Genomic DNA, 23,431 nt, shown 5'->3' with positions numbered 1-23,431 from the left:
TGGGCGGATTCTGACAAAAATACCGCCGGGCGTCGGGGACCCCTCGATTTCGGGCGGTTCCGGTTCGGTGGCGCTCCCCCGCGCTACCGGAGGTAAGCAGTCTTAAGGCAAGTCGCCCACACCTCTCTCACATGGAACCACGGGACCTCTCTTCGCACACCGTGTATCAGGCCGGGCGGGGCATCGAGGAGGTCGCCCGCGAACTCGGGTTGGACCCGGACGACCTCGTGAAACTCGCGTCGAACGAGAACCCGTTCGGCCCGAGTCCGGCCGCGGTCGAGGCCATTCGGGAGACGGCCGCGTCGGCTAGCTCCTACCCCAAGGCCTCCCACGCCGACCTCACGGAGGAACTGGCCGACGAGTGGGGCGTCTCGCCCGCCCAAATCTGGCTCGGAAACGGCGGCGACGGCGTACTCGACTACCTCGCTCGCGCGACGCTCGAACCCGGCGACGAGGTGCTGGTGCCCGACCCAGGCTTCGCCTACTACGGGATGAGCGCGCGCTTCCACCACGGCGAAGTCGCGGAGTATCACCTCTCGAAAGACGAAGGCTTCGCGCTGAACAGCGAGACCGTCCTCGCCGACTACTCCGGCCAGCGAATCGTCCACCTCACGAGTCCCCACAACCCGACCGGGAAGCGATTCGAACTCGACGCAGTCGAGGAAATCGCCGACGAGACCGGCGACGACACGCTCGTCGTCGTGGACGAGGCCTACGGCGAGTTCCACGACGGTCCGAGCGCGGTCGAACTCGTCGACGAGCGCGACGACGTGGCGGTCCTCCGGACGTTCTCTAAGGTGCACGGACTGGCGGGCGTGCGCCTCGGCTACGGCGTCGTGCCCGAAGAGTGGGCCGACGCCTACGCCCGCGTCAACACGCCGTTCGCCGCGAGCGAAATCGCCTGCCGGGCCGGACTCGCCGCGCTGGACGACGACGACCACGCCGAGAAGACTGTCGAGACCGCCGCGTGGGCGCGCGAGTACATGTACGAGCATCTGGACGCCCCCACGTGGGAGAGCAACGCCAACTTCGTCCTCGCGGAGGTCGGAGACGTTCTCGAATCGTCCGATTCGAGAGCCAGCCAGAACTCGGAGAGTTCTGGCCCGGCGAGCGAAGTGGCCGACGAACTCCAGCGCCGGGGCGTCATCGTCCGCGACTGCTCGTCGTTCGGCCTGCCCGAGTGCATCCGCATCACCTGCGGGACGAAAGACGAGACGAGACGCGCCGTCTCGGAACTCAACGAGGTGCTGTCGTCGTGAGGGTCGTCGTCACCGGCACCCCCGGAACGGGCAAGACCTCGGCGGTGGAGGCGCTGGAGACGGAACTGGAGGTCGTCCACCTCAACGACCTGATTCGGGAAGAGGACCTCTGGGCTGAGCGCGACGAGGAGCGCGACAGCCTCGTGGCCGACCTCGACGCGATCGCCGAGCGACTCGACGGCCGCGACGACCTGCTCGTGGAGTCGCACCTCGCCCATCACCTCGACGCGGACAGGGTGGTCGTCCTGCGGTGTCACCCCGAAGAACTGGAGCGCCGACTCACCGAGCGCGGCGAATCCGAGGCGAAGGCGGCGGAGAACGCCGAGAGCGAGGCGCTCGACGTGATTCTCTCGGAGGCCGTGAACGCTCACGGCGTCGAGAACGTCTACGAAATCGAGACGACCGAGCGCGACCCCGACGACGTGGCCGCCGAGATTTCGGCCGTCGTCGCGGGCGACCGGGAACCGAGCGCGGGCGAGGTCTCGTACATCGACTACGTATGACGCTCGACCAGTTCCGCCACGTCGCCGACCGCATGCTCGACCCGTTCGTCTCGCTGTCGACCAGACTCGGACTCACCCCCGACGCGGTCAGCGTCGTCGCGTTCGCGCTGGCCGGCGGCGCCGGCGGCGCGTTCTACCTCGGCGGGACCGCGCCGGTCTGGTATCTGGCCGGAGCGGTCCTCGTCTTCCTGAACGGGTGGCTCGACCTGCTCGACGGCGCGCTGGCCCGCGAACTCGGCACCGACTCGAAGGCGGGCGACCTGCTCGACCACGTGCTGGACCGGTACGCCGACATCGTGGTCATCTCCGGACTCGCGGCCGGAATCGGTCGCTACGCCCTCGGTCTCGCGGCCGTGACGGGCGTGCTGATGACCTCCTACCTCGGAACGCAAGCGCAGGCCGTGGGACTGGACCGGGTGTACGGCGGCCTGCTCGGGCGGGCCGACCGCCTCGCGCTCGTCGGCGTGACCGGGGCGCTGGCGGCCTTCGTCTCGGCGACGCCCGCGGGCCTCACGGTGGTCGGATGGCTGCTGGTCGTGTTCGCCGTCGTCGGCCACTTCACCGCCCTCCAGCGGTTCTACTACGCGTGGCGGGCGCTGGCGTAGCGAGCGACGTTCAGTCACCTTTTTTAACCTGCGGATTGTCGAAATCAACAGAGTTGAGAAGTGTCATGACGGGAGAACGTCCGGGCGAGTCGGGCATCAACGTCGAGTTGGACGACATCCTGCCGGCGAACAGCCACATCACCATGGAGGAGTTCCTCGAAGTGGCCGAAGAGGTGGACTCGCTGTTCGAGTTGAGCCGCGAGACCCGATTCTCGCGCGAACGCTGTCGGCGGATTCTCAAGTACTTCGAGCGGAGCGAGGAGGTAAAGCAGGGGTTCGGCTACCTCCGCGACCAGAACGACGGGCGACTGCCGTAGCGGTCGTCGGTCGCGGACCCACGGACGGTCGCAGTTCGACGGTCTCCGCGGCGTGGAATTTAAGAGCGGCGACAGACTACCACCTACTATGGTTCAGTGTGAGATGTGCGGCGCCGAGACGAGTTCCCCGAAGACCATCAAGGTCGAGGGGGCCGAGTTGGACGTCTGCGACAACTGCTCGGACTTCGGGACCGAGGTCAAGACGCAGGACGACGCCGGTTCCACGTCTACCAAGTACTCCACGAGTTCGTCGTCCTCCGGAAGTTCGTCGTCCTCGTCGAGTACGTCTTCGAGTTCCTCCCAATCGCGGCGTTCGGACATGTTCGACGACATGGACGAACTCGCCCAAGACTACGACGACCGCATCCGGAACGCCCGCGAGGGCACCGGGATGAGTCAGGAAGACCTCGCCGACGAACTCAACGAGAAGGCCAGTCTCATCCGGAAACTGGAACGGGGCGACGTTCTCCCGAGCGACGAGGTCCAGCGGAAACTCGAACGCGAACTCGACATTCAACTGACCGCCGGCGGTTCCGGCGACGACGAGGACTGGAGCGGCGGTAGCTCTACCGGCGAGTACACCCTCGGCGACGTGGTCAAGCGCAAGGACTGAGAGCGACCGCTTTCGGCGGTCGGGAACTCGCCTGCGGCCGACCTCCCGCCGCAGACGCTCGGCCGAAAACGCCGTCGGACGCGTCCGACGCGACTCGCGCCGACCGCATCTTCTCTCGACGAGCGTTCTCGCAACCTATTAGTCCGGCCCGGCGGACAGTTCGGGTATGAAAGTCGTCGTCAACCTCAAGGCGTACCCGTGTGACCCGGTCGAAGTCGCCACCGCCGCGCGCGACGTGAGCGAGGCGTCGGGCGTCCCTATCGCCGTCGCGCCGCAGGCCGCGCACCTCGAACGCGTGGCCGAGACGGGCGTCGAGACGTGGGCACAGCACGTCAGCCCGGTCGAACACGGCAGTCACACCGGTTCGACGCTCGCAGAGGCCGCCGCCGAGGCGGGCGCGACCGGGACGATGCTCAACCACTCCGAGCGCCGCCTCAAACTCGCGGACATCGACGCCGCGCTGTCGGCGGCCGAGCGCGTCGGCCTCGAGACCTGCGTCTGCGCGAACAACCCCGACCAAATCGGGGCCGTCGCCGGTCTCGGCCCGGACGCCGTCGCGGTCGAACCGCCGGAACTCATCGGCACCGGCACGCCCGTCAGCAAGGCCGACCCCGACGTCGTGACCGACGCCGTCGAAGCGGCCGCGGACGCCGACGACTCCGTGGCGGTCTACTGCGGCGCGGGCATCTCGACCGGCGAGGACCTGACCGCGGCGCGGGAGTTGGGCGCGGAGGGCGTCCTGCTCGCCAGCGGCGTGGCGAAGGCCGACGACCCGACCGCGGCGCTGGAGGACTTGATCGCACCGCTGGAGTAGACCACTGGACGGGAGAATATTTCTTTTAGCAATATCCCCCATTCCGAGACGATTCTCTGGTCACTTCCGCGACCCACAGGTTGAATGAGTCTCGCTGCGACGCGGGAGTCGTGACGGAGAACGTCAAGCGGTACTTCACCGCGCGTAAGACGACGACACCGACGCTCGCGCCCGACGGTCGCCTCGCCTTCCTCGCGGACACCACCGGCACGACGCAGGTCTGGACCGCCGACGAACCGGGCGCGTGGCCCCGCCAGCGAACCTTCTACGACGAGCGCGTCTCGTTCGTCTCGTGGTCGCCCGCGGGCGGGTCGGTCGTCTTCGGGAAGGACGCCGGGGCCGACGAACACGACCAGTTGTTCCGCCTCGACCCGGCGACCAACGCCGTCGAGCAGTTGACCGACGACCCCGACGCCATCCACCGCTGGGGCGCGTGGCACCCCGACGGCGACCGCATCGCGTTCGCGGCCAACCGGCGGGACGCCGCGACCTTCGACGTGTACGCGATGGACCTCGACTCGGGCGACCCCGAACTCCTCAGCGAGAGCGACGAGGAAGGCTTCCTGAGCGTCGCGGCGTGGGGACCCGACGGCGACCGACTCGTCGTCCAGCGCTCGCGCGCGAGTTCCGACGACGACCTCTACGTCGTGGACGCGGCCACCGGCGAGCGACGCCACGTCACGCCCCACGACGGTCAGGTCCGCTACCGCCAGCCGATTTTCGGTCCCGACGGCGACGCGCTCTACTGCCTGAGCGACGCGAACGCCGACGCGAAGGAACTGGTCCGCATCGACCTCGCCGCCGCGACCGACGCGGACGCGGTCGCCGATTCGACCGAGACGGTCGTCTCCGGGGGCGAGTGGAGCATCGACGGGTTCGCGCTCGACGCCGCCACCGGCCGACTCGCGCTGACCCGGAACGTAGACGGCTACTCGGAGTTGCGAGTCGGGAGGCTGACCGACGCGACCGAGGCCGCTCTCGCGGACGCCGAGATTCCCGACGGCGTGGTCCACGACCTCACGCTCGGCCCGGACGGCGAGCGCGTCGCCGCCACCGTCTCGGCGCCCGACCTGAATCACTCCGTCTTCGTCGCGGACCCGCCCGAGGAGGTTTCGGAGTCGCTGGACGCCGTGCCGACCGAGCGATGGACCCGACCCTCGCCGGGCGGCGTCGAACTCGACGCCTACGACTCGCCGGACCTCGTGCGCTACGAGACGTTCGACGGCCGGGAGATTCCGGCGTACTTCACGCTCCCCGACGGTGTAGCTGAAGGGCCCGAGACCAGCGAGGTCCCGGTCGTCGTGGACATCCACGGCGGACCGCACCACCAGCGTCGGCCGTGGTTCCGGCCGATTCGTCAGTACTTCCTCGACGCCGGGTACGCGGTCTTCGAACCGAACGTCCGGGGGTCGTCGGGCTACGGTCGGGAGTACGCCGCGCTCGACGACGTGGAGAAGCGCATGGACTCGGTACGGGACATCGCGAAAGCGGTCGAGTGGCTCCGGGACCGTCCCCAAATCGACCCCGACGGCGTGGTCGCCTACGGCCGCTCGTACGGCGGGTTCATGGTCCTCGCGGCCATCACGGAGTACCCCGACCTCTGGGCGGCCGCGGTGGACTTCGTCGGCATCGCCAACTGGGTGACGTTCCTGGAGAACACGGGCGACTGGCGGCGCTCCCACCGCGAGGCCGAGTACGGGTCGCTCGCCGACGACCGCGAGTTCCTCGAATCCATCAGCCCCATCCACTCGGCCGACGAGATTCGGTGCCCGCTGTTCGTCCAGCACGGCGCGAACGACCCCCGCGTCCCGGTCGGCGAGGCCCGCCAGATAGCCGACGAGGTCGAATCGCAGGGCGTCCCGGTCGAGACGCTGGTCTTCGAGGACGAGGGCCACCACACCACGAAACTCGACAACCGCATCGAGATGTTCGAGCGAATCGCGGCGTTTCTGGACGAACACGTCTGAGACCGGGAGAGACGGAGTCCTCGGCGGACTCGTGCCCGGTCGTAGTTCGTCACGCCTCGCTTTCGACGATAATCCAGTGGTCGTCGTCCTGCTTTTCGAGAACCGACTCCTCGCGCATCCGGACGACGTAGCCCGTGACGGTGTTCTCCAACTCGTGGTCGGCCTTCACCCGGACGAGGTTGCCCAGCACCCGCGCCGAGGGAGGTTTCTGGGCCGCGCCGCAGTCGTAGATGGTCAGCAGTTCGGTCTCTCGCTCGTCGTAGACAACGACGTAGGCGTGTTGCGGGAGTCGCCACCGGTCGTCGGCGTCGCCCGCCCGCGCCAGCGTGTTCATGCGCCACGCTACTCCGAGACGCGGTAAAAGTCTCTCGTCGCGAGAGCGCGCTCAGGCGACCGTTTCGGTCGAGTCGCCCGCGTCGCTCGACCCGGTCGCGTCGGCCGGATGTTCGAGGCCCTCGACCAGTCGGTAGACGGCGTCGGAGTCGTCGGCCTCCCGAGGGTAGACGCCGACCGGCACGACCACGTCGCCGTCGCGCTCTGCGACCGCGAGGTGGACCCGGACCGGAACCGGTCGGTCGCTCCCCCTTCGCGCGCCGGTGAACGTCGCGTCGAAGACGCCGAACTCCGCGGGTTCGCCCAGCAGGTCGCGCTCGGTCGTCTCGACGCGCGCCACGTCGGCGAAGTCGCCGTCGCCGAGGACCGAGGAGAACGCCTTACCGACCGGTCCCTCGCCGGAACTCGTGGAGAACGTGGTCACGAGGGGACCGTATTCGAAGTTCGAAATCGGGTTCAGTTGCGTCCCCTTGACCTTCTCGGTCGGCGACGACATCACCTCGAACCGGGCGACGCCGCCGTCGGAGAGGCGCTTGCGATACCGGGCGAGCCACCACGTCGCCTCGAAGTCGGCGACATAGGGGAACGCCGACACCTCCGTGGCGAGCGTGTCCGGTTCCGTGCCGACGTGTTCGTAGCCCGCCTCGGCGGCCGCCGACTCGCGCACCGCGGCCGGAGAGGCTTCGGCGCTCGCGCTGACCTCGATGATTCCCTGACACCCCGCGAGTCCGGTCGCGACCCCGGCACAGACCGCACCGAGGACGCGTCGTCGTGTTGGCATACGCGGTGGTTCCGTCGGCTTCCATATAAATCGGTGAGCGGAGTCGCAGAGTCGGCGAACGCGCTACTCCACGTCCGGCAGTTCCTCGGCCACCGCCTCCAATGCCTCTTTCCGGGTGTCGTCGTCCATCTCGCCGTCGGTCAGCGCCGCGAGCAGACTCGGCAGGGCCGCGACGTACTCGCCGCTCCCGGCGTGCTGGACGAACCCGCGCTGGCGCAGGGTCCGGTTGTGGTTGTAGGCGAGTTCGCGGTCCTCCGACCCGCCGGCGACGACGTGGGCCTCGACGGGAGTCGCCGGGCCCTGCCGGAGGTAGTGGGCCAGCATCCCGCGCTCGACGCCGTCGAGGGCGTCGAGTTCCGACCGGATGGCGTCGATGGGGTTCCGGTCGGCCGCGTCGCTCTCGGTCTCCCCCGCCTCGGTCTCCTCCGACTCGGACTCGGCGTTCGCCTCGCCCCGCTCGAACCCGCCGAGGTCCGCCTGCCGGGCCCGCTCGCCGGCCTGCTGGACCTGCTCGCCGGGTCGTCCGTGCGGGGGTTGCGCGTCCGCTCCCCGCACCGTCCCGCCGCTACCGCCGGTACCGACGTACGGGTTCGCGCGCTGGTTCCGCGAGGTGTCGAGCATCGCCTTGGCGAACTTGTCGGCGACCTCCTCCATCTCGCGGGCCTCCTCCAACTGCCGTTCGAGGTCCTCGATGTGGTTCTCCTTCTCGCGGAGTTCCTGCTGGAGTTCCTCGATGCGGTCCTCGCGCTGGCTCTCCTCCTCGCTTATCTCCCGGAGGTCGCTCACCAGGTCGTCGCTGACCGACTTGAGGTCCGGGCGCTCGAAGTCGTCGAGACCCGGCGTCGCGCCGGCGTCGAACGTCTGCTTGCGGTGGAACTTGACCCGGCGGGTCTCCTCCGACCAGTCGGTGGTCATGAACGCCTCGCCGTCGCCCATGTCCTCGATGGCGTCGGCGTAGTCGTTGCCGAGGATGCGCCCGACGACGTTGGTGTCGTTGTTCCACGTGAGGCGATGCCACACCAGCCAGTCGCACTGGGTGATGAAGTCCTTCTTCACGTCGGCGGGGCGCTGGCTGATGCCCGCGATGCCCAGTCCGTGTTTCCGCCCGCGCTTGCCGATTTTGATGAGCATGCGGCCGCACTCGTCCATCCCGCCGCCCTCGGGGATGTACTCGTGGACCTCCTCGACCACCATCAGGAACGGCTTCTTGAGTTTCTTCTCCTTGGCGAACAACTGCTGGGCGACCGCCTTCAGCAGTTCCTTGCCGTCCTCCTCGTTGAGGTAGCCCGACACGTCGAGGATAATTGGGACGTTGTCCTCGAGAGCCAGCGAGGCGAGTCGCTCGGCGTGTTCGGGGTTGACCTGGATGTCGCACTCCTCGTCGGCCCCGGCGTGGAGGAGTTCGTACTCCTCTTTGAGGCCGTAGTACTCCCCGTCCGTGTCCACGAGCATCACCGGGTATCCGCCGTCTAAGAGCTTCTCGGCGACGACGCTCATCGTGTTCGACTTTCCGCTCCCGGACTTTCCGGTGATGAACGCGCGGCCGGTCAGCACCTCCACGACGGGCAGTTCGACGGGGTCGCCGGGTTCGCCGGCGGTTCCCCCTTTCCCGGCGCTCACCTCGGCCACGTCGATGGTCTCCTGCGACATTCCTTGCGGGCTACCTCTCACCCGCCCCTCATAAACTGTCGGGCCACGGTGCGGGGCGGCGTTCGGCGACGGGAGGGCCGCGCCGAGAGTCACCCGAAGTCGCCGAGCGAGACCTGTCCCTCCGGGTCCGACTCGTCGCGGCGGTCGCTCTCCGAACTCTCGTCGCCCGACGAACTTTCATCGTCCGTCGAACCCCCGGCGCCAGACGAACCCCCGTCGCTCGCCAGCGACTCTCGGCCTTCGGCGTCGTCCGTCGTCGAACCCCCGGCGTCACCGTCCGTGTCCCACTCATGGCCGAGCGAGACCTGTCCGTCGGGGTCCGCGGGGTCGGACGGTTCGCCGCCGGTCTCGTCGCCGGACTCGCCGGGGTCCGATGCGGCGTCGCCGTCCCACTGCTCGCCGAGCGAGCGTTGGTCGTCCTCCGGCGTCGCGCTCTCGGACTCGGCGTCCGCGTCGGTCTCTCGCTCGCTCGTACCCTCGGACTCGCCCGCGCTCGACTCCCACCCGTCGCCGAGGCTGGCCTGCTCGCCCGCCGCGAACGAGAGGTTCGAGACGCGCACGCCGACCTTCCGGACCGCGAGGCCTTCGAACTCCGAGAGGAGGTCGAGCGCCACCTCCTCGACCAGTTCCGGTTCGTCCACGGGACCGGGGAGCGACTTCGCGCGGGTGTTCACGTCGTAGGGCGGCGTCACGGCCTTGATACCGATGGTGCGGTACATCGCGCCCTTCCGGCGGGCGCGGTCGGCCACCGCCTCCGCCAAGGTCCGAACCTGGTCGCGCTTCCGGTCGTCGTCGTCGGTCGCCTCGGTGAACGCCGACTCCCGCGAGAGGCTCTTGGGTCGCCCGGTGGGCGTCACCTCGCGCTGGTCCTCGCCGCGCGCCCTGCGGTGCATCTCCGCGCCGCGCTCGCCGAACCTCGCTTCCAGTTCCGCGCGGTCGGCCGCGGCGAGGTCGGCCGCGGTGTCGATGCCCATCTCGCGCAACTTCCGGGCCGTGACCGGGCCGACGCCGTGAATCTCGCCCACGCCGAGCGGTGCCAGGAACTCGCTGACTTCGCCGGGTTCGACCACCACGAGACCGTCTGGCTTGTCGTGGTCGCTGGCTATCTTCGCGGCGGACATGTTCGGCGCGACCCCGACGCTGGCGGTCACTCCGACCTCGCGGTCGATGCGGTGTTTGACGTGGCGGGCGAACCCCTCTGCGACCTCCCACGCGGTCCGGTCGGTCACGTCGAGGTACGCCTCGTCGATGCTGACCTCCCGGACAACGTCGGCCGACTCGTGGAGTATCTCCTTGACCTCCGCGCTGACCGACTCGTAGTAGTCCATGTCCACCGGTCGGTAGTAGCCCGCCTCGTCGGGGTCGACCTCCGATTCGGGGTCCTCGGCCGCCGCCATCCGCGGCAGTCGCTCCAGCGCGGTCGAGATGGCCTGCGCGCTATCGACGCCGTACTCGCGGGCCTCGTAACTCGCGGTGGCGACCGCGCCGTGGGTCTCGCCGCCCTCGTAGCCCATCCCGACGACGACGGGTTCGCCCTCCAGTTTGGGCTCTCTGCGGCGCTCGCAGGCCGCGTAGAAGCAGTCCATGTCTACGTGGAGGACGATGGGGTCGCTCCCCTCCTCGTCGGGCGTCCCCGGCAGGCGCGACCCGCCACCAGTCATTGTCGGGGATGGTTCCCGAGGTGGGATAAAGCTTCAGTTCGCGTCGCTGATTCCCTCGGACTACGCGATTTCGGCGTCCCTGAACAGGTCGGCGACGACGTGGACGTAGAGGACGCCCGCGGTGAAGAGCGCGTAGACCGGCCGGACCAGTGCGAGGACCCCGACCCACGCGCCGCCGAGGAGAAGGTGACTGAGGAGGCGGAGCGTTTCGAGCGTCCGGGTGTCCACGCCGTCGAAGACCCGCTCCTGTTCGGTGAACGCGAACACCGGGTCGGTGACACAGCGCCGGAGGTGCGACCAGTCGCCCGCGAGGTAGCGCGCGACGACGAAGTGGTCGAGGTCCACGAAGACCGAGAAGAGAACGCCGTAGCCGACTAAAACCCCGGCCTCGACGGGAACCGAGACGGGGAGCGCCGCGACGAGGAGGCCGGACGCGACGGTACCGAGCGCGGCGTGTTCGGGCGACTTCATCGGTTCGCGGGGGCGTCGGCGGTCGGCGGTCGCTCGAACCGGTCGGCGAACTCGTCGCGTAGAGTTGTCATCGTCCGGAGTATGCCGTCTCCGCGACTTAGTTCCCCGGTTCGAGACCGGGACCCGCCTCGGTCACTCCTCGTCGCGGACCGGAATCTCGACGGCGTCGGTCTCGGAGTCGGTCGCCGACTCGGACCCCGGCCGCAGGTCGCGCAGACGCTCGGTCCGGTCGCCGACCGCTCCCGTCGCACTGGCGACCACGCCGCCCGAATCGCCCGCGCTCTCGGCGACGTTTCCGACCGCGTCTCTCGCGCCGTCCATCGCGTCCTTCGCACCGTCCACTGCGTCTCTGGCACCGGTGGCCGCGCTCTTCGCGCCGCCGCCGACCGCGCGCTTCGCGTCGCTCACCAAGTCCCTCCCGTCGGGGGCGCTCTCCCGCGCGTCGGCGGCCTCCTTCCGAGCGTCGTCCGCGCGGTCCTTCGCGGCCGAGAGGAGGTCCTCGCCCGAGAGGTCCGGCGTGTCGCGGTCTATCGCCCGGAGTTGCCGGTAGAACTCGGCGAACGTCACCGCCTCTTCCTCGCTCCCCTCGAAGGCCTCGTCCAGCGCCGCGACGTTCTCGTCGAGGTACCGGGTCACCGCGTGGTCCTCGCCGTACCGCTCGACCGCTCTGGCGTGGAGGAACTGGCCGACCCGGACGCCGCCCCGGTCGGCGTACTTGACGATGGCCCCCTGGTTCTCGTAGATTATCTGGCCAGCGAACAGCGCCGCGCCGAGGTGGTTGGTCGAGACGCCGACCTTGGTCGCCACGGGTTTCAGGACGGTCAGCGGCACGTCGCTGTGTTTGAGAAGCCACGACGCGAGGTGGTGGGTGGGCATTCGACGTTGGGTAGTGGACTCGAACGGGTTACTGTTTCGGCAGACCCCACCGACCGGTCCGGGGTGAGTCGTCCGCCTCCGAGAGAAGCCGCCAGACACTCACCTCCGAAGACGGTCGCAAAATGCTCGCCTCCGGAGAGCGTCGCCAGACGCTCGAAACGCGGAAAGAGTCGGACGGCCGAGAGCGACCGTCTCAGTTGCGCGGCGCGACCGGGTCCCGTTCGCGGTGGACCTCGAATCGGTCGACCGTGGCCGCGAGCGACTCCGCTTTCTCGGCCAGTTCCTCGGCGCTTCGGGAGACCTGCCGGAGCGAGGCGGTCTGTTCCTCGGTCGCGGCGGCGATGTCCGTAGCCTCGTCCGCGGTCTCGTCGCTGATGTCCGTAATCTCGTCGACCATCCCGACGACCTCTTGGGTCGTGGTCGACTGGTCGTCGGCCGCGTCGCTGATTTCGCGGACGCCGTCGGTCGTCTCCTCGACGTTGTCGACGATTTCCTCCAGCGCCTCTTGGGCCTCGCGGACCGTCTGGGTCCCCTCCGAGACCGCTTCGCGCGTCTCCCGAACGTCTTCGACGGTCCTAGTCGCGCCGGACTGGATGTCCTCGATGCGGTCGTCGATGTCGCCGACCGCGTCTTTCGTCTCGTTGGCGAGGTCCTTGACCTCGTTCGCGACGACCTCGAACCCGTCGCTGGAACCGTCGGTGTTGGCGGCCTCGATGTTCGCGTTCAGCGCGAGCATGTTGGTCTGCTCTGCGATGGACCTGATGAGTTCGACGACTTCGCCGATGCGAGCTATGTCGGACTCCAGTTCCTCCATCTGGGCCACGGTGGACTCGGTCCCGGATTCGATTCGCTGCATCTCGTCGATGGCGGCCTGTGCGGCCTCGCGGCCCTGCTGGCCCAACTCCTCGGTGTGGGTCGCCGCCTGCGCCACTTGGTCGGCAGAGGCCGCGACCTCCTCGATGGTCGCCGAGAGGTCGTTCATCTCCCCGGCGGTCGCGTCGAGGCGGTCGGACTGGTCTTCGGCGGCCGACGACATCACCTGCGTCGACTCGCTGACCTGCTGGCTCGCGTCCTCGATTTCCGCGGTGCTCGCGGTCACCTCTTGGCTCGACGCCGCGACGGTCTCCGCGAACTCGCTCACGTCCGCGATGGTGGATTCGAGTTGCGCTATCATCGCGTTGAACTCCTCGGCGATTTCGGTCATCGCCTCGCTCTCGGAACCGGGGTCCATGCGCTGGGTCAGGTCGCCGGCGGCGGCCCGCTCCATCACGTCGCCGAACTCGGCCGCCTTCCGTTCGAGCGCGTCGTTCATCTCCTCGGCCTCGGCCTTGGCGCTCTGGGCCTCGGCGCGGGCCTGCTCGATGTTCGTCACCATCTCTTCGAGGTCGTGGCGCATCTGGGCCAGCGACTCGCCGAACGTGCCCGGCACCGACTCGTCGAAGGCGTCGGCGTCGAAGTTCTGGTTCGCCAGCGCGTCGGCCTGGTCCGCGACCGTATTCAGGTACCGCCGCATCGACTCGAACGACTCGAACAGCCGTCCCATCTCGTCGTCCCGAGTCGTCTCCGGGAGTTCGACGTCGAGTTTCCCCGACGCGATTTCGTCCGCGGTGTCCGCGACCTCGGTGAGCGACCTCGCGGTCCCGCGCCCGATGGTGACGCCGACGAGCGCCAGTCCGAGCACCGTCGCCAGAACCATCAACAGGATGTTCTCGGAGACGTTGGACTGGACCGCGAGCGCGTCGCTGGTCGGGACGTGATACAACAGCACCCAGTCGGTGCCCACTACGGGAGTGTAGGCGCGGACGTTCCCGCCACTGTCGAGCATCGGGAGGACCGGCATGCCGCTGACCCCGCTCTCGCCGACCAGGCCCTTCTGGATGACGCTCGAATCGCCCGCGTACGTCTTCAGCAGGCGGTTGTTTCGGTTGTCGAAGACGATAGTGCCGTCCTCGTTCACGACTTTGATGTCGCCGGTCGCCGTCGGCGACGACAGGTCGTGGGACCGCTCGGCGAGCGAGGCGGTCAGGACGAGCATCCGGTTCGGTTCGCCCGTCGGCGTCGCGAACGCGACGACCGGTTCCTCGCCAACTCTGTACGGGGCGGTGACGACCACGTCGTCGGGGGCGTCGAACGACACCGACCCGCCGGCCCAGGCGGCCTGCGACGCGGACGGGGTCGTCCCGACCGTGCTGTCGGTCGTACTCGCGAGGACTTCACCGCTGGAAGTATCGACGTAGTGAATCGCCTGCACTTCGCTCGACAGGTCGATGAACTCGCGTTCGACGAGTGCTCGGCGCTCGGCGGTCGACATCTCCCGGCCGACGGAGTCGGCGAGGAACCGCGTCGTGGAACGCTGGCGAGTGACCCACTTCTGCAACGCCTCCGCCTCGTCGGTCGCGGCGCCGCTGATTTCGGCGCGGGTGTCCTCGCGGACGATGTCGCCGGCCTGCACCTGCACGTAGACGCCGACGACGAGCATGAGCAGTACCACCCCGAGTAACACCGCTCCGAACTTCGCTGCGTAGCTCTGGCGAAGTCGCGCGGGTAACAGCCGTTCGATGCGGGTCGTGAGTCCGTCCAGCCACTTTCGATTCGGTTTGCTCATTAGGCTCGCCCTCCCTCGAAGTACGACTCCTGCAGTAGCTCCAGTTGCGTCACCGACCCGTTCTCGACCCGTTCGACGACGTAGGGGTTGAGCGGTTCGAGGTTCTCGTTCAGGTCGACCCCGCCCGACGCGCCCTGATAGTTGACCTCGCGTCCCGCGGCGAACAGGTCCGCCGCGCGGCCGAAGTCGTCGACGGAGACGGTGTGTCCTCGACCGCCGGACACCACGCGCAGGTTCTCGCTGATGGCCGTTCCGGTGGCTTCTCCCGCCCGCTCGATGGCGAGCGCTTGGAGGAACAGCGCGTCGTAGCACTGGAGCGTGTACGCCGTCAGCGGTGCGGCGTCCCGTAACTTCTGTTGCAGTTCGACTTCGCCCGCGGCGTCGGCCTCCGCCACGGACGCGCTGTACATACCGTCCATGTAGTCGGGGGTATCGCCGGTCAGGTATCCGGTCGACAGGACCGTCTGGCCCTCGTAGTCGCTCTCTCCGAGCGCCTCGACGACCGTGTTGTTGCCGGGGACGTTGATGAACGCGACGGCGTCCGCTCCGGAGTCCATCAGCGCGCTAATCTCCTCGTCGTACGAGTCTTTCCCGGCGGAGAACGGTATCCGCACCGTCTCTATCCCGGACGCGACGCGCTCGATTTCGTCGGCGAGTCCGCCGCCGAAGGCGTTGTCGATGTAGAGAATCGCGGCTTTCTCGGCCCCGATGTAGCGTCCTTCGACGAGGATTTTTGCCATCACCGTCGCCTGCTGAGCGTCGTTCGCCGTCGTCCGGCCGAAGAACTTGGTCTCCCCGGCTACCCCCGCGGTTTCGAGTTTCGGATTCGTCGCGGAGTGGCTGACGCCCATCACCCGCTCCTCGCCGAGTCGGTCGGCGAGCGCCAGCGAGTTGCCGGACGTGAGCGGTCCGACGAGGCCGACTGCTCCCCGGTCGACGAGCGAGTCGAACGCCGCCTTCGTCGCCTTCGGGGTGCCGTCGGTCTTCTCTAACGCGAGTTCCACGCTCCGACCGAGCGGCCCTCCCGCTCGGTTGATGTCTTCGACCGCCTGTCTGAGCGACTCGCGGTGGTCCTCGGCAATCGGACCCAATACGGACGACGACAGCGGGAGAATAGCCCCTAACGTGATGGACGAGGACCCGATCGAACCACCGAGACACCCCGTGAGGCCGGTGGCCACCGGTACCGAACCGGCCGTCAGTTGTAAATATCTTCGCCTAGATAAGTCTGATACCATTCGTACGGAGATTTACTAAATCCTCCATATAGTTACTCCGGTGAGTTGCGATTTCTAAACTGTTGTACTTACGTCCGACCTGACACACCGAAAACTACACCGGGTCGTGTCGAATTTCTTAATATCTGGCTGTTCGCCGGCATGAGTGAGAAGTATTACAAATCCTCGCGCCGGTTGTCGCAGTCCGCATCGACGAACGAACCGATGGTTCGTCGACTTTTCGTCGGCTTTCGATACGCCGCTTCACTTCTGCCGCAGCGTAAACACTTATTGTGCGCGTGGCGAGTGATTCCGACCATGACAGATTCCCAGTCGTCGCCCATCCGTGTCCTCCACGTCGACGACGACTCGGACTTCGCGGACCTCGTCGAAACCTATCTCGAACGTGAACGCGAGCGTATCGCGGTCACTACTGCGAACACCGGCCGGGAGGCGCTCGAACTGCTCGAAGACGAGGAGTTCGACTGCATCGTCAGCGATTACAACATGTCCGAGATGGACGGACTCGAACTGCTCGACGCCGTCCGCGAGGAACACAGCGACCGACCGTTCATCCTGTTCACTGGACGCGGAAGCGAAGAAATCGCCAGCGAGGCCATCTCCGACGGCGTGACCGAGTACCTCCAGAAAGAGACCGGGACCGACCAGTACACCGTGCTCGCGAACCGTATCGTGAACGCCGTCGAGAGCTACCGGTCGAGACAGGCGCTCGCGGAGAGCCAACACCGTCACCAGACACTCGTCGAGGAGTCTCACGACGCCGTATTCATCTATCAGGAGTCGGAACTCGTGTTCGTCAACGAGCGCGCCTGTGAACTCACCGGCTACGGGAAATCGGAACTCCGAGAGAAGGACATCTTCACGCTCGTCCATCCGGACGACCGCGAGCGAGTGCGGGAGAGAGTCGCGAGACGAAAGGACGGACGAGACGTGCCGGAGATGTACGAGGCGAAAATCGAGACGAAATCCGGTGAGACGCGCCACTGCGAACTGAACACCCACTGGATTACACACGAGGGCGACGACGCGATTCTCGGATTCGCCCGCGACGTGTCCGACCAGAAGGAGTACGAGCAGACGCTCGAAACCTTACACGATACGACCCGCGAACTGATGCGGGCCGAGACGAAGGAGGAGATCTGTCGCATCGCGGTCCGAGCGGCCCAGAGCGAACTCGGACTCCCGATTACCGGCGCGTGGCTGTCGAACGAGGCGGAGAACCGACTCGACCCGGTGACGCACACGGACGAGAGCGAGGCGATCATCGACACCATTCCGACGTTCGAGCCGGGTAACAGCCTCGCGTGGAAGGTGTTCGAGAACCGCGAACCCGCGGTGTTCGACGACCTGCGAGTCGCTGAGGAGGTGTACAACTCCGACACCGCGATTCGGAGCGAAGCGATACTTCCGCTGGGCAGTCAGGGGCTCCTCATCTCGGGGGCGACGGAACCGCGAGCGTTCGACGACATAGACCGCGATTTCCTCGAACTCCTCGCGACGAGTACGGAGGCGGCGTTGGAACGGGCCGACCGCGAGGCCACTCACCGACGACTCTCGCGGGAACTTCGGTCGACGAACCGGAAAATCGAACAGCTACACGGAATCGCGACCGAAATCGAGGCCTGTACGTCCGAACAGGGAATCTGCGATCTCACCGTCGATGCGGCCGAGCGCATCCTCTCGTTCGACACCTGCATCGTCGATCTCGAAGAAGGAGGGATGCTCGAAACGAGGAGCATGTCGAGTGAGATTCTCTCCGAGGAGACGCCCCCGATGTCAGTAACGGAAGGCATCGCCGGGAAGACGTATCTCACCGGAGAGTCCTATCGGTACGACGACATCCAGACGGTACCCGAAGCCAAGCCACAGGCCGACTACCGGTCGATAATCAGCGTCCCCATCGGCGAACACGGGGTCTTTCAGGCGGTCGCCGACGAGGTCGGGTTCTTCGACGAACAGGACATCGAACTCGCGGAACTCCTGCTCTCTCACGCGACGGAGGCCTTGACGCGAGTCGAACGCGAACAACAGATACGGGAGAGCGAGGCACACCTCCGCCAGCAGAAAGACCGACTCGAGGAGTTCGCCAGCATCGTCTCTCACGACCTCCGGAATCCGCTCAACGTCGCGCAGGGGAATCTACAACTCGTCGTCGAGGGCCTGACGGAGAACTCCGACCAACGCGCGCAACCGTCGGAAGTCGACCGACTGGAGAAGGTGTCGACGTCGCTCGACAGAATGGAGACCATCATTCAGGAGGTGCTGACCCTCGCTCGTCAGGGACAGGTCGTCGACGACCCCGAACGAGTCCGTCTCGACGAGGTCGTCGAACGCGCGTGGACGAACGTCGAGACGGCCGATGCGACGCTCAACCTCGACTGTGAGAGGAAATTAGAGGCGGACCCGGGGAGACTGCAACAGTTGGTCGAGAATCTGCTCCGGAACGCCATCGACCACGGCGGCGATGACGTCACAATTCGCGTGCTGAAACTTGCCGACGGGTTCGCCGTCGAGGACGACGGGCACGGACTGCCGGACGATGGAGACGGTGAAATCTTCTCTTCGGAGTATTCGATGTCGAAAGACGGAACTGGGTTGGGACTGGCGATCGTCGAACAGATTGTGGACGCGCACGGATGGGACGTGTCGGCGACGACTGGGTCCGATGGCGGTGCGCGAATCGAAGTTGAGGGCGTCCCGGAGATTACCGAGTGACGGCTTTTCCAACGGGTTCGCGCACGACCGACACATATGTCCGTCGTCTCTCGCGTTGTGTAACTTGGACAGTGGTACCGCTACTTCTGGATTGCGTCGTAATCTGTACCTGCGCGACGCCCACATCTAGCGCTACTCGGGTGGAGTAATGATATCGGTTCGATAGTTCGGTGAAAAGAAAATACAGAATATTCATCTGCCAGCGTTAGATTAGCCAATAATGTGAAACGACGTCGTTTTCTAACAGTCTGTAGTACCGTCCTCACTACAGTTGGCGTTACTGGCTGTACCGGTTCAGACGAATCGTCTGATTCTACAGAAAAGACAACCGCCTCAACGACAACCGAGACATCGAATCGTAAATCGATCACTACAGGCGTCACAACACGTGTAGATAATTACGATGATGAAGACGGAGACGACCATAATATCAAGATTTACAACAGAGATGGAGAAGTAGTAGAGACGTTGAGTGATGAGAAGAGCGACGAAGTTCAGGACAAAATTATAGAGAAAGCCCACGGAAACGATGATTACGGATCAGGCGGAGAGAGCGACTGTGATGATTATAACGTTGACGGAGACTGCGATGGAAGCGACGGCGTTGACGGCGACGAGTACTAGATGAGATAGAGTGCTACTTTAGAATCCTGTACGTACTGGTTCATAGCTGTCCGATTCCAAGCGTATCGACAAGGTTACGCCTTCGAAATCACTTCCTCCTACAGAATCGTCTCGTCGGAAGTGTTTTTGTGGAGTGGGGTCGGAGGGATTTGAACCCCCGATCGACTGATATCTCCGGTGTATGCGCCTCGGAACTCCAGAGGGTCGTCGTCGCGGACCGATGATCAGTCGGCCGCTCGGTATATCAGCTGGAGTTTCGTCCCGGGCGCGTAGCCTCTGGAGTCAGTCGCCATCCCTGACTTGGCCACGACCCCGCAGGAATTCGTTGGTCCATTCACCGTAAAGGGGTTTCGATTTTTCTCACTCGCGGTCGGTGTCGGCCCAGTCGCAGTCCTGACATTTCCAGCCGGTGACGAACTCGGTCACGCTCGGCATGTATCCGACTTCGAGAACGTCGCCGCCGCAGTCGGGACACTCCCGGTCGGTCTCCTCGATAGCCTCGGCGTCCATCACGCCTTCGCCTTCTATCAACTCCGCGAGAGCCTTCGGCGTCACCATGCGACCCTGCACGACGCGGTTGTCGGCCATGTCTCAGCGAAGTAGATCCGAGCGGGTAAGCCTTCTCGTCGCGCCCGTCGCCGATGAGGCTGACGTCATCGGAGAATCGGGGTTGCACCGGCCCGAAAATCAGGGAGCGTCGCCGCTCAGAGCCACGGTTCGCGTTCGTCGTCGTCTTCCTCGCCGGGGTAGCCGTAACCCACCTCGTCGGAGTCCGCTCCGCCCGACCCGTCGGTGGCGACCGCCTGTGCGGCGTCGGACTTCGCGCCCGAGTCGGTCGCGTTCGGCGACGTCTCGGCGTTCATCGCTTCGACGGCCGCGGTGTCGTCGGCGTCCGTGTCCTCGGCAGCCTCGACGTCCTCCGACTCGGGGTTGAACGCGAGCAGACTGGTGACCGCCAGCACCGCCAGCGGGGCGTTGCCGGGGGCGAGTCCGAGCAGACTCAGCGGTAGGACGCCCAGCGCGACCGCGCTGCCGAAGCGGAAGCGGTCGATGTCGACGACGCCGCGGAGCCACGGCGAGGTCAGCGCGACGAGGAGCGCGAACGTGACGCCAGTGGCCGCTGCCGCGGTGGCCCGCAGGATGAGCATCTCGTCGACGACCGCCAGTCGGAATCCGGCGGGGTGGAAGCTGGCAATCATCCCGAGACCCACGATGACGCCCGGACTGGGGAGGTACTCGCCGATGCGGGAACTCGCGGTCTTCGCGGCGATGGCCAGCATGACTAGCGCGGCGAACCGCTTGAACGTCTCGGGGTGGAGAACGCTCTCGATAGTCGGCGCGAACGCGGCTTCGACCGCTGCGAGGGCGACGATGCCGACGCCGACCGTCAGCACGGTGCCGGCCTGTTCGCGGGGCGTGCCGTCCATCTCCGCGAGGATAACCGCGACCGTGGCGCTCCCGCCGAAGACGAGCAGACCGACCTGTAGGATGCCCGCGACGCTGTTCACCCCGCCCGCGAGGACGAGTGCGGGGAAGATACCGTCTATCAGGGGAAGTCCCATGACGGTGGCCAGCAGCTTCGTCGCGCCACCTACCTGTCGCTCTAGGCGAAGGGCGACTGGGTGTTGTGAGCTACTCATCGGACACTAGCTGGCGTGGCCGTATCCATCGGCCGAACGGTGGTGATAGTCGCGGTACCTACGATGGCCGTCGTCGCCGAGGTTCCATCGCCGTCCCACGAAGAGATTTGCTACCAGTGTAAGGAATCCCATCGCAAAAATCGGTTTGCAGGAGCTGCCGGAGGCAGCACTCGTCTGGCCTGCAGTGCGTGCAGCGATGGGACTGGTAGCGTCCATATTCGTAACAAAACGAGTTTCGAGCATAAACGTTGCGTGAGAGAGAACCACATTCAAAAGAAGATTATAGATTAGACTTGAATACTCAGATAGACAACGACGATTTTCCCCAGGTGATTTCTACCATCTCTCACCGGGTGTCGTCGGCTCGATAACGAACCCGAACTGCGGCCCGGACCACGTTCTTGCATACCGAAGCCACCTGTCCGGTGAGAACGTGCAGTATCTCGCAACGTTTTTGACGGGGGACTCCCTTCGCCTTACATGGAGCGAGATTCTGAGCGAACGGGGCAGTTCACCGATAAACTCCGCGTACCCGAGGCGCTGACCTTCGACGACGTACTTCTGCGACCGAAGGAGAGTCGCGTCGAACCCGACGAGGCCGACGTGTCGACCCGCGTCTCGACCAACGTGGAGGTGAACGTCCCCATCCTGTCGGCGGCGATGGACACCGTGACCGAGAGCCAGATGGCTATCGCCATGGCCCGTCAGGGCGGACTCGGCGTCCTGCACCGCAACCTCGACGTGGACGAGGCCGTCGCCGAAGTCGAACGCGTCAAGCGCGCAGACGAACTCGTCATCCGCGACGTGGTGACCGCCGACCCCGACCAGACCGTCCGCGAGGTGGACGCGATGATGGACCGACGGGGAGTCTCGGGCGCGCCCGTCACCGACGACGAGGGTACGGTGCTGGGCATCATCTCCGGCACCGACATCCGGCCCTATCTGGAGGTCGGCGAGAGCGACGAGGTGCGCGAGGCGATGACCGACGAAGTCGTCACCGCCGGCGAGGACGTGACCGCCCGCGAGGCGCTCGAACTCATGTACGAACACAAAATCGAGCGCGTCCCCATCGTGGACGACGACGAGTGTCTGACCGGTCTCGTCACGATGCAGGGCATCCTCCAGCGCCGCGAGTACGGCAACGCCGCCCGCGACGAGAGCGGCCACCTGCGCGTCGGCGTCGCGGTCGGTCCCTTCGAGACCGACCGCGCGGTCGCCGTGGACGAGGCCGGCGCGGACGTTCTCTTTATCGATTGCGCCCACGCGCACAACCTCAACGTCATCGACGGCGCGCGCGAAATCAAGGAGTCGGTCGAGGCCGACGTGGTGGTCGGCAACGTCGGCACCCGCGAGGCCGCCGAGGACGTGGTCGACTTCGCCGACGGCATCAAGGTCGGCATCGGTCCGGGGTCCATCTGCACCACGCGGGTCGTCTCCGGCGCGGGCATGCCCCAGATTACGGCCGTCGCCGAAGTCGCCGACGTGGCCGGCCCCGAGGGCGTGCCGGTCATCGCGGACGGCGGGATTCGGTACTCGGGCGACGCCATCAAGGCGGTCGCGGCGGGCGCCGACGCCGTGATGCTCGGATCGTACTTCGCGGGCACCGACGAAGCGCCCGGCCGGGTCATCACCGTGGACGGCAAGAAGTACAAGCAGTACCGCGGGATGGGGTCGGTCGGCGCGATGCAGTCGGGCGACGGCGACCGCTACCTCAAGGACGAACCCGAGGAGGACGAGGAGTACGTCCCCGAGGGCGTCGAGGCCGCCGAACCCTACAAGGGGAGCCTCGAGAGCGAACTCCACCAACTCGTCGGCGGGATGCAGTCCGGGATGGGCTACGTCGGCGCGGAGACGATTCCGGAGTTCAAGGAGCGCTCGGAGTTCGTCCGGGTCTCCTCGGCGGGCCAGACCGAGGGCCACCCCCACGACGTGATGATTACCGACGAGGCACCGAACTACAGTCCGAACGAATAAAACGAAACGAGCAGGGCGGCGAGTCAGTTCGCCGCCGTGTAGCAGTTCGGGCTACCGTACGTGATTTCGGCGGCGTTCGAGCTTTCGAGCGCCGTGAACTCCGCACCGCAGTTCTCGCAGGTGTAGGTCTCGAACTCCGGCATCGTTGTGAGACCTCCAACCGACCTATTTCGCCGCCTGAGTCGTTATACTCTGCGTTTTCGGCCGCTCCGATGAATCGCTCGACGCGGTCGGCGTTCCCGGTTCCGAAACGTTCAGGAGCGTGCGACCGGAACCCCCACCGATGACTGTGGGAGTTCGCCGCGCCGAGACCGAGGCCGAGCGCACGGACGCGCTCGCGGTCCGGTCCGAGGTGTTCGTCGAGGAACAGGGCGTCCCCGAGGACCTCGAACTCGACGGCAAGGACGACGAGGCGATTCACGTCGTGGGCTACGCCGAAGGGGAGTCGAGCGACGGACGCGCCGACGGTGAGACCCCTCGCCCGGTCGGTGCGGGTCGTCTCAGGGAGGTCGGAGACGGCGTCGGCAAGGTCGAACGCGTCGCGGTGCTGAAGCCCCACCGCGGCGAAGGGGTCGGCCGAGTGATTATGGACGAACTCGAAGCCGCCGCCGCGGAGCAGGGACTCTCGAAACTGGTCATGCACGCCCAGTCGCCGGTCGAAGGGTTCTACCGTGACCTGGGCTACGAGACCACCAGCGACGAGTTCGAGGAGGCCGGGATTCCCCACGTCGAGATGGCGAAGTCGCTGGACTGAACGCTTTTCGGGCGCTGACCCCTCGTTTCGA

The 23,431-nt window shown here is 66.3% G+C and carries 22 protein-coding genes and 1 tRNA gene; 11 read left to right on the top strand and 12 right to left on the bottom strand.

Annotation, left to right across the window (positions count from 1 at the left end; translation table 11 throughout):
* Positions 1-131: 131 nt before the first annotated feature.
* From hisC to M0R89_RS15895, 7 genes are all read left to right on the top strand, one after another.
* Positions 132-1,259 carry a histidinol-phosphate transaminase gene (gene hisC / locus M0R89_RS15925; protein ID WP_248650063.1) on the top strand — a complete coding sequence of 376 codons (1,128 nt, stop codon included), beginning with the start codon at positions 132-134 and terminating at the stop codon, positions 1,257-1,259.
* Positions 1,256-1,762: an adenylate kinase family protein gene (locus tag M0R89_RS15920; RefSeq protein ID WP_248650062.1), complete on the top strand. Its 507-nt coding sequence runs from the start codon at positions 1,256-1,258 to the stop codon at positions 1,760-1,762. Before hisC ends, M0R89_RS15920 begins: the two co-directional genes overlap by 4 nt.
* Complete coding sequence (locus M0R89_RS15915) at positions 1,759-2,367, top strand: CDP-alcohol phosphatidyltransferase family protein (protein ID WP_248650061.1); 609 nt, start codon at positions 1,759-1,761, stop codon at positions 2,365-2,367. Before M0R89_RS15920 ends, M0R89_RS15915 begins: the two co-directional genes overlap by 4 nt.
* Before the next feature lie 65 nt (positions 2,368-2,432).
* Complete coding sequence (locus M0R89_RS15910) at positions 2,433-2,684, top strand: hypothetical protein (RefSeq protein ID WP_248650060.1); 252 nt, start codon at positions 2,433-2,435, stop codon at positions 2,682-2,684.
* An 88-nt stretch (positions 2,685-2,772) separates the two neighbouring features.
* Positions 2,773-3,297, top strand: a complete 525-nt coding sequence (locus M0R89_RS15905; RefSeq protein WP_248650059.1) for a multiprotein bridging factor aMBF1 — start codon at positions 2,773-2,775, stop codon at positions 3,295-3,297.
* Between the two features lie 166 nt (positions 3,298-3,463).
* Positions 3,464-4,111, top strand: a complete 648-nt coding sequence (gene tpiA / locus M0R89_RS15900; RefSeq protein ID WP_248650058.1) for a triose-phosphate isomerase — start codon at positions 3,464-3,466, stop codon at positions 4,109-4,111.
* Positions 4,112-4,221: 110 nt separating this feature from the next.
* The gene (locus M0R89_RS15895; protein ID WP_248650057.1) at positions 4,222-6,078 is read left to right on the top strand and encodes a S9 family peptidase; all 1,857 of its coding nucleotides are present in this window, start codon (positions 4,222-4,224) and stop codon (positions 6,076-6,078) included.
* Between the two features lie 49 nt (positions 6,079-6,127).
* On the opposite strand, the gene M0R89_RS15890 is transcribed toward M0R89_RS15895, so the two are convergent.
* The 8 genes from M0R89_RS15890 to M0R89_RS15855 form a co-directional block, all read right to left on the bottom strand.
* Positions 6,128-6,412: a hypothetical protein gene (locus tag M0R89_RS15890; protein WP_248650056.1), complete on the bottom strand. Its 285-nt coding sequence runs from the start codon at positions 6,410-6,412 to the stop codon at positions 6,128-6,130.
* Between the two features lie 51 nt (positions 6,413-6,463).
* Entirely contained in the window at positions 6,464-7,192 is a 729-nt protein-coding gene (locus M0R89_RS15885; protein ID WP_248650055.1) for a DUF6517 family protein, read from the bottom strand.
* Between the two features lie 63 nt (positions 7,193-7,255).
* Positions 7,256-8,842: a helicase HerA domain-containing protein gene (locus tag M0R89_RS15880; protein ID WP_248650054.1), complete on the bottom strand. Its 1,587-nt coding sequence runs from the start codon at positions 8,840-8,842 to the stop codon at positions 7,256-7,258.
* Between the two features lie 89 nt (positions 8,843-8,931).
* Positions 8,932-10,503 carry a DNA polymerase IV gene (gene dinB, locus M0R89_RS15875; protein ID WP_248650053.1) on the bottom strand — a complete coding sequence of 524 codons (1,572 nt, stop codon included), beginning with the start codon at positions 10,501-10,503 and terminating at the stop codon, positions 8,932-8,934.
* Between the two features lie 60 nt (positions 10,504-10,563).
* Positions 10,564-10,974, bottom strand: coding sequence for a hypothetical protein (locus tag M0R89_RS15870; RefSeq protein WP_248650052.1), 411 nt, complete (start codon positions 10,972-10,974; stop codon positions 10,564-10,566).
* Positions 10,975-11,106: 132 nt separating this feature from the next.
* Positions 11,107-11,850: a hypothetical protein gene (locus tag M0R89_RS15865; RefSeq protein WP_248650051.1), complete on the bottom strand. Its 744-nt coding sequence runs from the start codon at positions 11,848-11,850 to the stop codon at positions 11,107-11,109.
* A 193-nt stretch (positions 11,851-12,043) separates the two neighbouring features.
* Positions 12,044-14,455 (bottom strand): methyl-accepting chemotaxis protein, encoded by a 2,412-nt coding sequence (locus M0R89_RS15860; protein ID WP_248650050.1) that lies wholly within the window; start codon positions 14,453-14,455, stop codon positions 12,044-12,046.
* On the bottom strand, positions 14,455-15,636 hold the full coding sequence (locus M0R89_RS15855; RefSeq protein WP_248650049.1) for an ABC transporter substrate-binding protein: 1,182 nt from the start codon (positions 15,634-15,636) through the stop codon (positions 14,455-14,457). Before M0R89_RS15855 ends, M0R89_RS15860 begins: the two co-directional genes overlap by 1 nt.
* A gap of 354 nt (positions 15,637-15,990) precedes the next feature.
* On the opposite strand from M0R89_RS15855, the gene M0R89_RS15850 reads away from it, so the two are divergent.
* Together M0R89_RS15850 and M0R89_RS15845 are read left to right on the top strand one after the other, a co-directional pair.
* Complete coding sequence (locus M0R89_RS15850) at positions 15,991-18,408, top strand: GAF domain-containing protein (RefSeq protein WP_248650048.1); 2,418 nt, start codon at positions 15,991-15,993, stop codon at positions 18,406-18,408.
* A gap of 222 nt (positions 18,409-18,630) precedes the next feature.
* The gene (locus tag M0R89_RS15845; RefSeq protein ID WP_248650047.1) at positions 18,631-19,032 is read left to right on the top strand and encodes a hypothetical protein; all 402 of its coding nucleotides are present in this window, start codon (positions 18,631-18,633) and stop codon (positions 19,030-19,032) included.
* A gap of 134 nt (positions 19,033-19,166) precedes the next feature.
* Here the strand turns inward: M0R89_RS15845 and M0R89_RS15840 are convergent.
* The 4 genes from M0R89_RS15840 to M0R89_RS23640 form a co-directional block, all read right to left on the bottom strand.
* Positions 19,167-19,346: transfer RNA gene (locus M0R89_RS15840), tRNA-Trp, on the bottom strand.
* Positions 19,347-19,392: 46 nt separating this feature from the next.
* A complete protein-coding gene (locus tag M0R89_RS15835; protein ID WP_248650046.1) occupies positions 19,393-19,620 on the bottom strand; it encodes a DUF5795 family protein in 228 nt (75 codons plus the stop codon).
* A gap of 116 nt (positions 19,621-19,736) precedes the next feature.
* Positions 19,737-20,672, bottom strand: coding sequence for a DUF5794 domain-containing protein (locus M0R89_RS15830; RefSeq protein WP_248650045.1), 936 nt, complete (start codon positions 20,670-20,672; stop codon positions 19,737-19,739).
* Positions 20,673-20,678: 6 nt separating this feature from the next.
* Positions 20,679-20,888, bottom strand: coding sequence for a DUF8099 family protein (locus M0R89_RS23640; RefSeq protein ID WP_497007463.1), 210 nt, complete (start codon positions 20,886-20,888; stop codon positions 20,679-20,681).
* 264 nt (positions 20,889-21,152) lie between these two features.
* On the opposite strand from M0R89_RS23640, the gene guaB reads away from it, so the two are divergent.
* Positions 21,153-22,646, top strand: a complete 1,494-nt coding sequence (guaB, locus tag M0R89_RS15825) for an IMP dehydrogenase (RefSeq protein ID WP_248650044.1) — start codon at positions 21,153-21,155, stop codon at positions 22,644-22,646.
* A gap of 283 nt (positions 22,647-22,929) precedes the next feature.
* Positions 22,930-23,400, top strand: a complete 471-nt coding sequence (locus tag M0R89_RS15820) for a GNAT family N-acetyltransferase (RefSeq protein ID WP_248650043.1) — start codon at positions 22,930-22,932, stop codon at positions 23,398-23,400.
* Positions 23,401-23,431 lie beyond the last annotated feature (31 nt).

Origin of the sequence: Halorussus limi (assembly GCF_023238205.1) — an archaeon.
Taxonomy (GTDB): domain Archaea; phylum Halobacteriota; class Halobacteria; order Halobacteriales; family Haladaptataceae; genus Halorussus; species Halorussus limi.
Note: the sequence above shows the minus strand (reverse complement) of the source record. Positions and strands in the feature narration are given on the sequence as shown.

Excerpts from the sequence above, each read along its gene's own strand:
- hisC (WP_248650063.1), top strand. The coding sequence starts at position 132 with ATGGAACCACGGGACCTCTCTTCGCACACCGTGTATCAGGCCGGGCGG.
- M0R89_RS15915 (WP_248650061.1), top strand. The coding sequence starts at position 1,759 with ATGACGCTCGACCAGTTCCGCCACGTCGCCGACCGCATGCTCGACCCG.
- M0R89_RS15910 (WP_248650060.1), top strand. The coding sequence starts at position 2,433 with ATGACGGGAGAACGTCCGGGCGAGTCGGGCATCAACGTCGAGTTGGAC.
- M0R89_RS15905 (WP_248650059.1), top strand. The coding sequence starts at position 2,773 with ATGGTTCAGTGTGAGATGTGCGGCGCCGAGACGAGTTCCCCGAAGACC.
- tpiA (WP_248650058.1), top strand. The coding sequence starts at position 3,464 with ATGAAAGTCGTCGTCAACCTCAAGGCGTACCCGTGTGACCCGGTCGAA.
- M0R89_RS15890 (WP_248650056.1), bottom strand. The coding sequence starts at position 6,412 with ATGAACACGCTGGCGCGGGCGGGCGACGCCGACGACCGGTGGCGACTC.
- M0R89_RS15885 (WP_248650055.1), bottom strand. The coding sequence starts at position 7,192 with ATGCCAACACGACGACGCGTCCTCGGTGCGGTCTGTGCCGGGGTCGCG.
- M0R89_RS15880 (WP_248650054.1), bottom strand. The coding sequence starts at position 8,842 with ATGTCGCAGGAGACCATCGACGTGGCCGAGGTGAGCGCCGGGAAAGGG.
- dinB (WP_248650053.1), bottom strand. The coding sequence starts at position 10,503 with ATGACTGGTGGCGGGTCGCGCCTGCCGGGGACGCCCGACGAGGAGGGG.
- M0R89_RS15870 (WP_248650052.1), bottom strand. The coding sequence starts at position 10,974 with ATGAAGTCGCCCGAACACGCCGCGCTCGGTACCGTCGCGTCCGGCCTC.
- M0R89_RS15865 (WP_248650051.1), bottom strand. The coding sequence starts at position 11,850 with ATGCCCACCCACCACCTCGCGTCGTGGCTTCTCAAACACAGCGACGTG.
- M0R89_RS15860 (WP_248650050.1), bottom strand. The coding sequence starts at position 14,455 with ATGAGCAAACCGAATCGAAAGTGGCTGGACGGACTCACGACCCGCATC.
- M0R89_RS15850 (WP_248650048.1), top strand. The coding sequence starts at position 15,991 with ATGACAGATTCCCAGTCGTCGCCCATCCGTGTCCTCCACGTCGACGAC.
- M0R89_RS15835 (WP_248650046.1), bottom strand. The coding sequence starts at position 19,620 with ATGGCCGACAACCGCGTCGTGCAGGGTCGCATGGTGACGCCGAAGGCT.
- M0R89_RS15830 (WP_248650045.1), bottom strand. The coding sequence starts at position 20,672 with ATGAGTAGCTCACAACACCCAGTCGCCCTTCGCCTAGAGCGACAGGTA.
- M0R89_RS23640 (WP_497007463.1), bottom strand. The coding sequence starts at position 20,888 with ATGGACGCTACCAGTCCCATCGCTGCACGCACTGCAGGCCAGACGAGT.
- guaB (WP_248650044.1), top strand. The coding sequence starts at position 21,153 with ATGGAGCGAGATTCTGAGCGAACGGGGCAGTTCACCGATAAACTCCGC.
- M0R89_RS15820 (WP_248650043.1), top strand. The coding sequence starts at position 22,930 with ATGACTGTGGGAGTTCGCCGCGCCGAGACCGAGGCCGAGCGCACGGAC.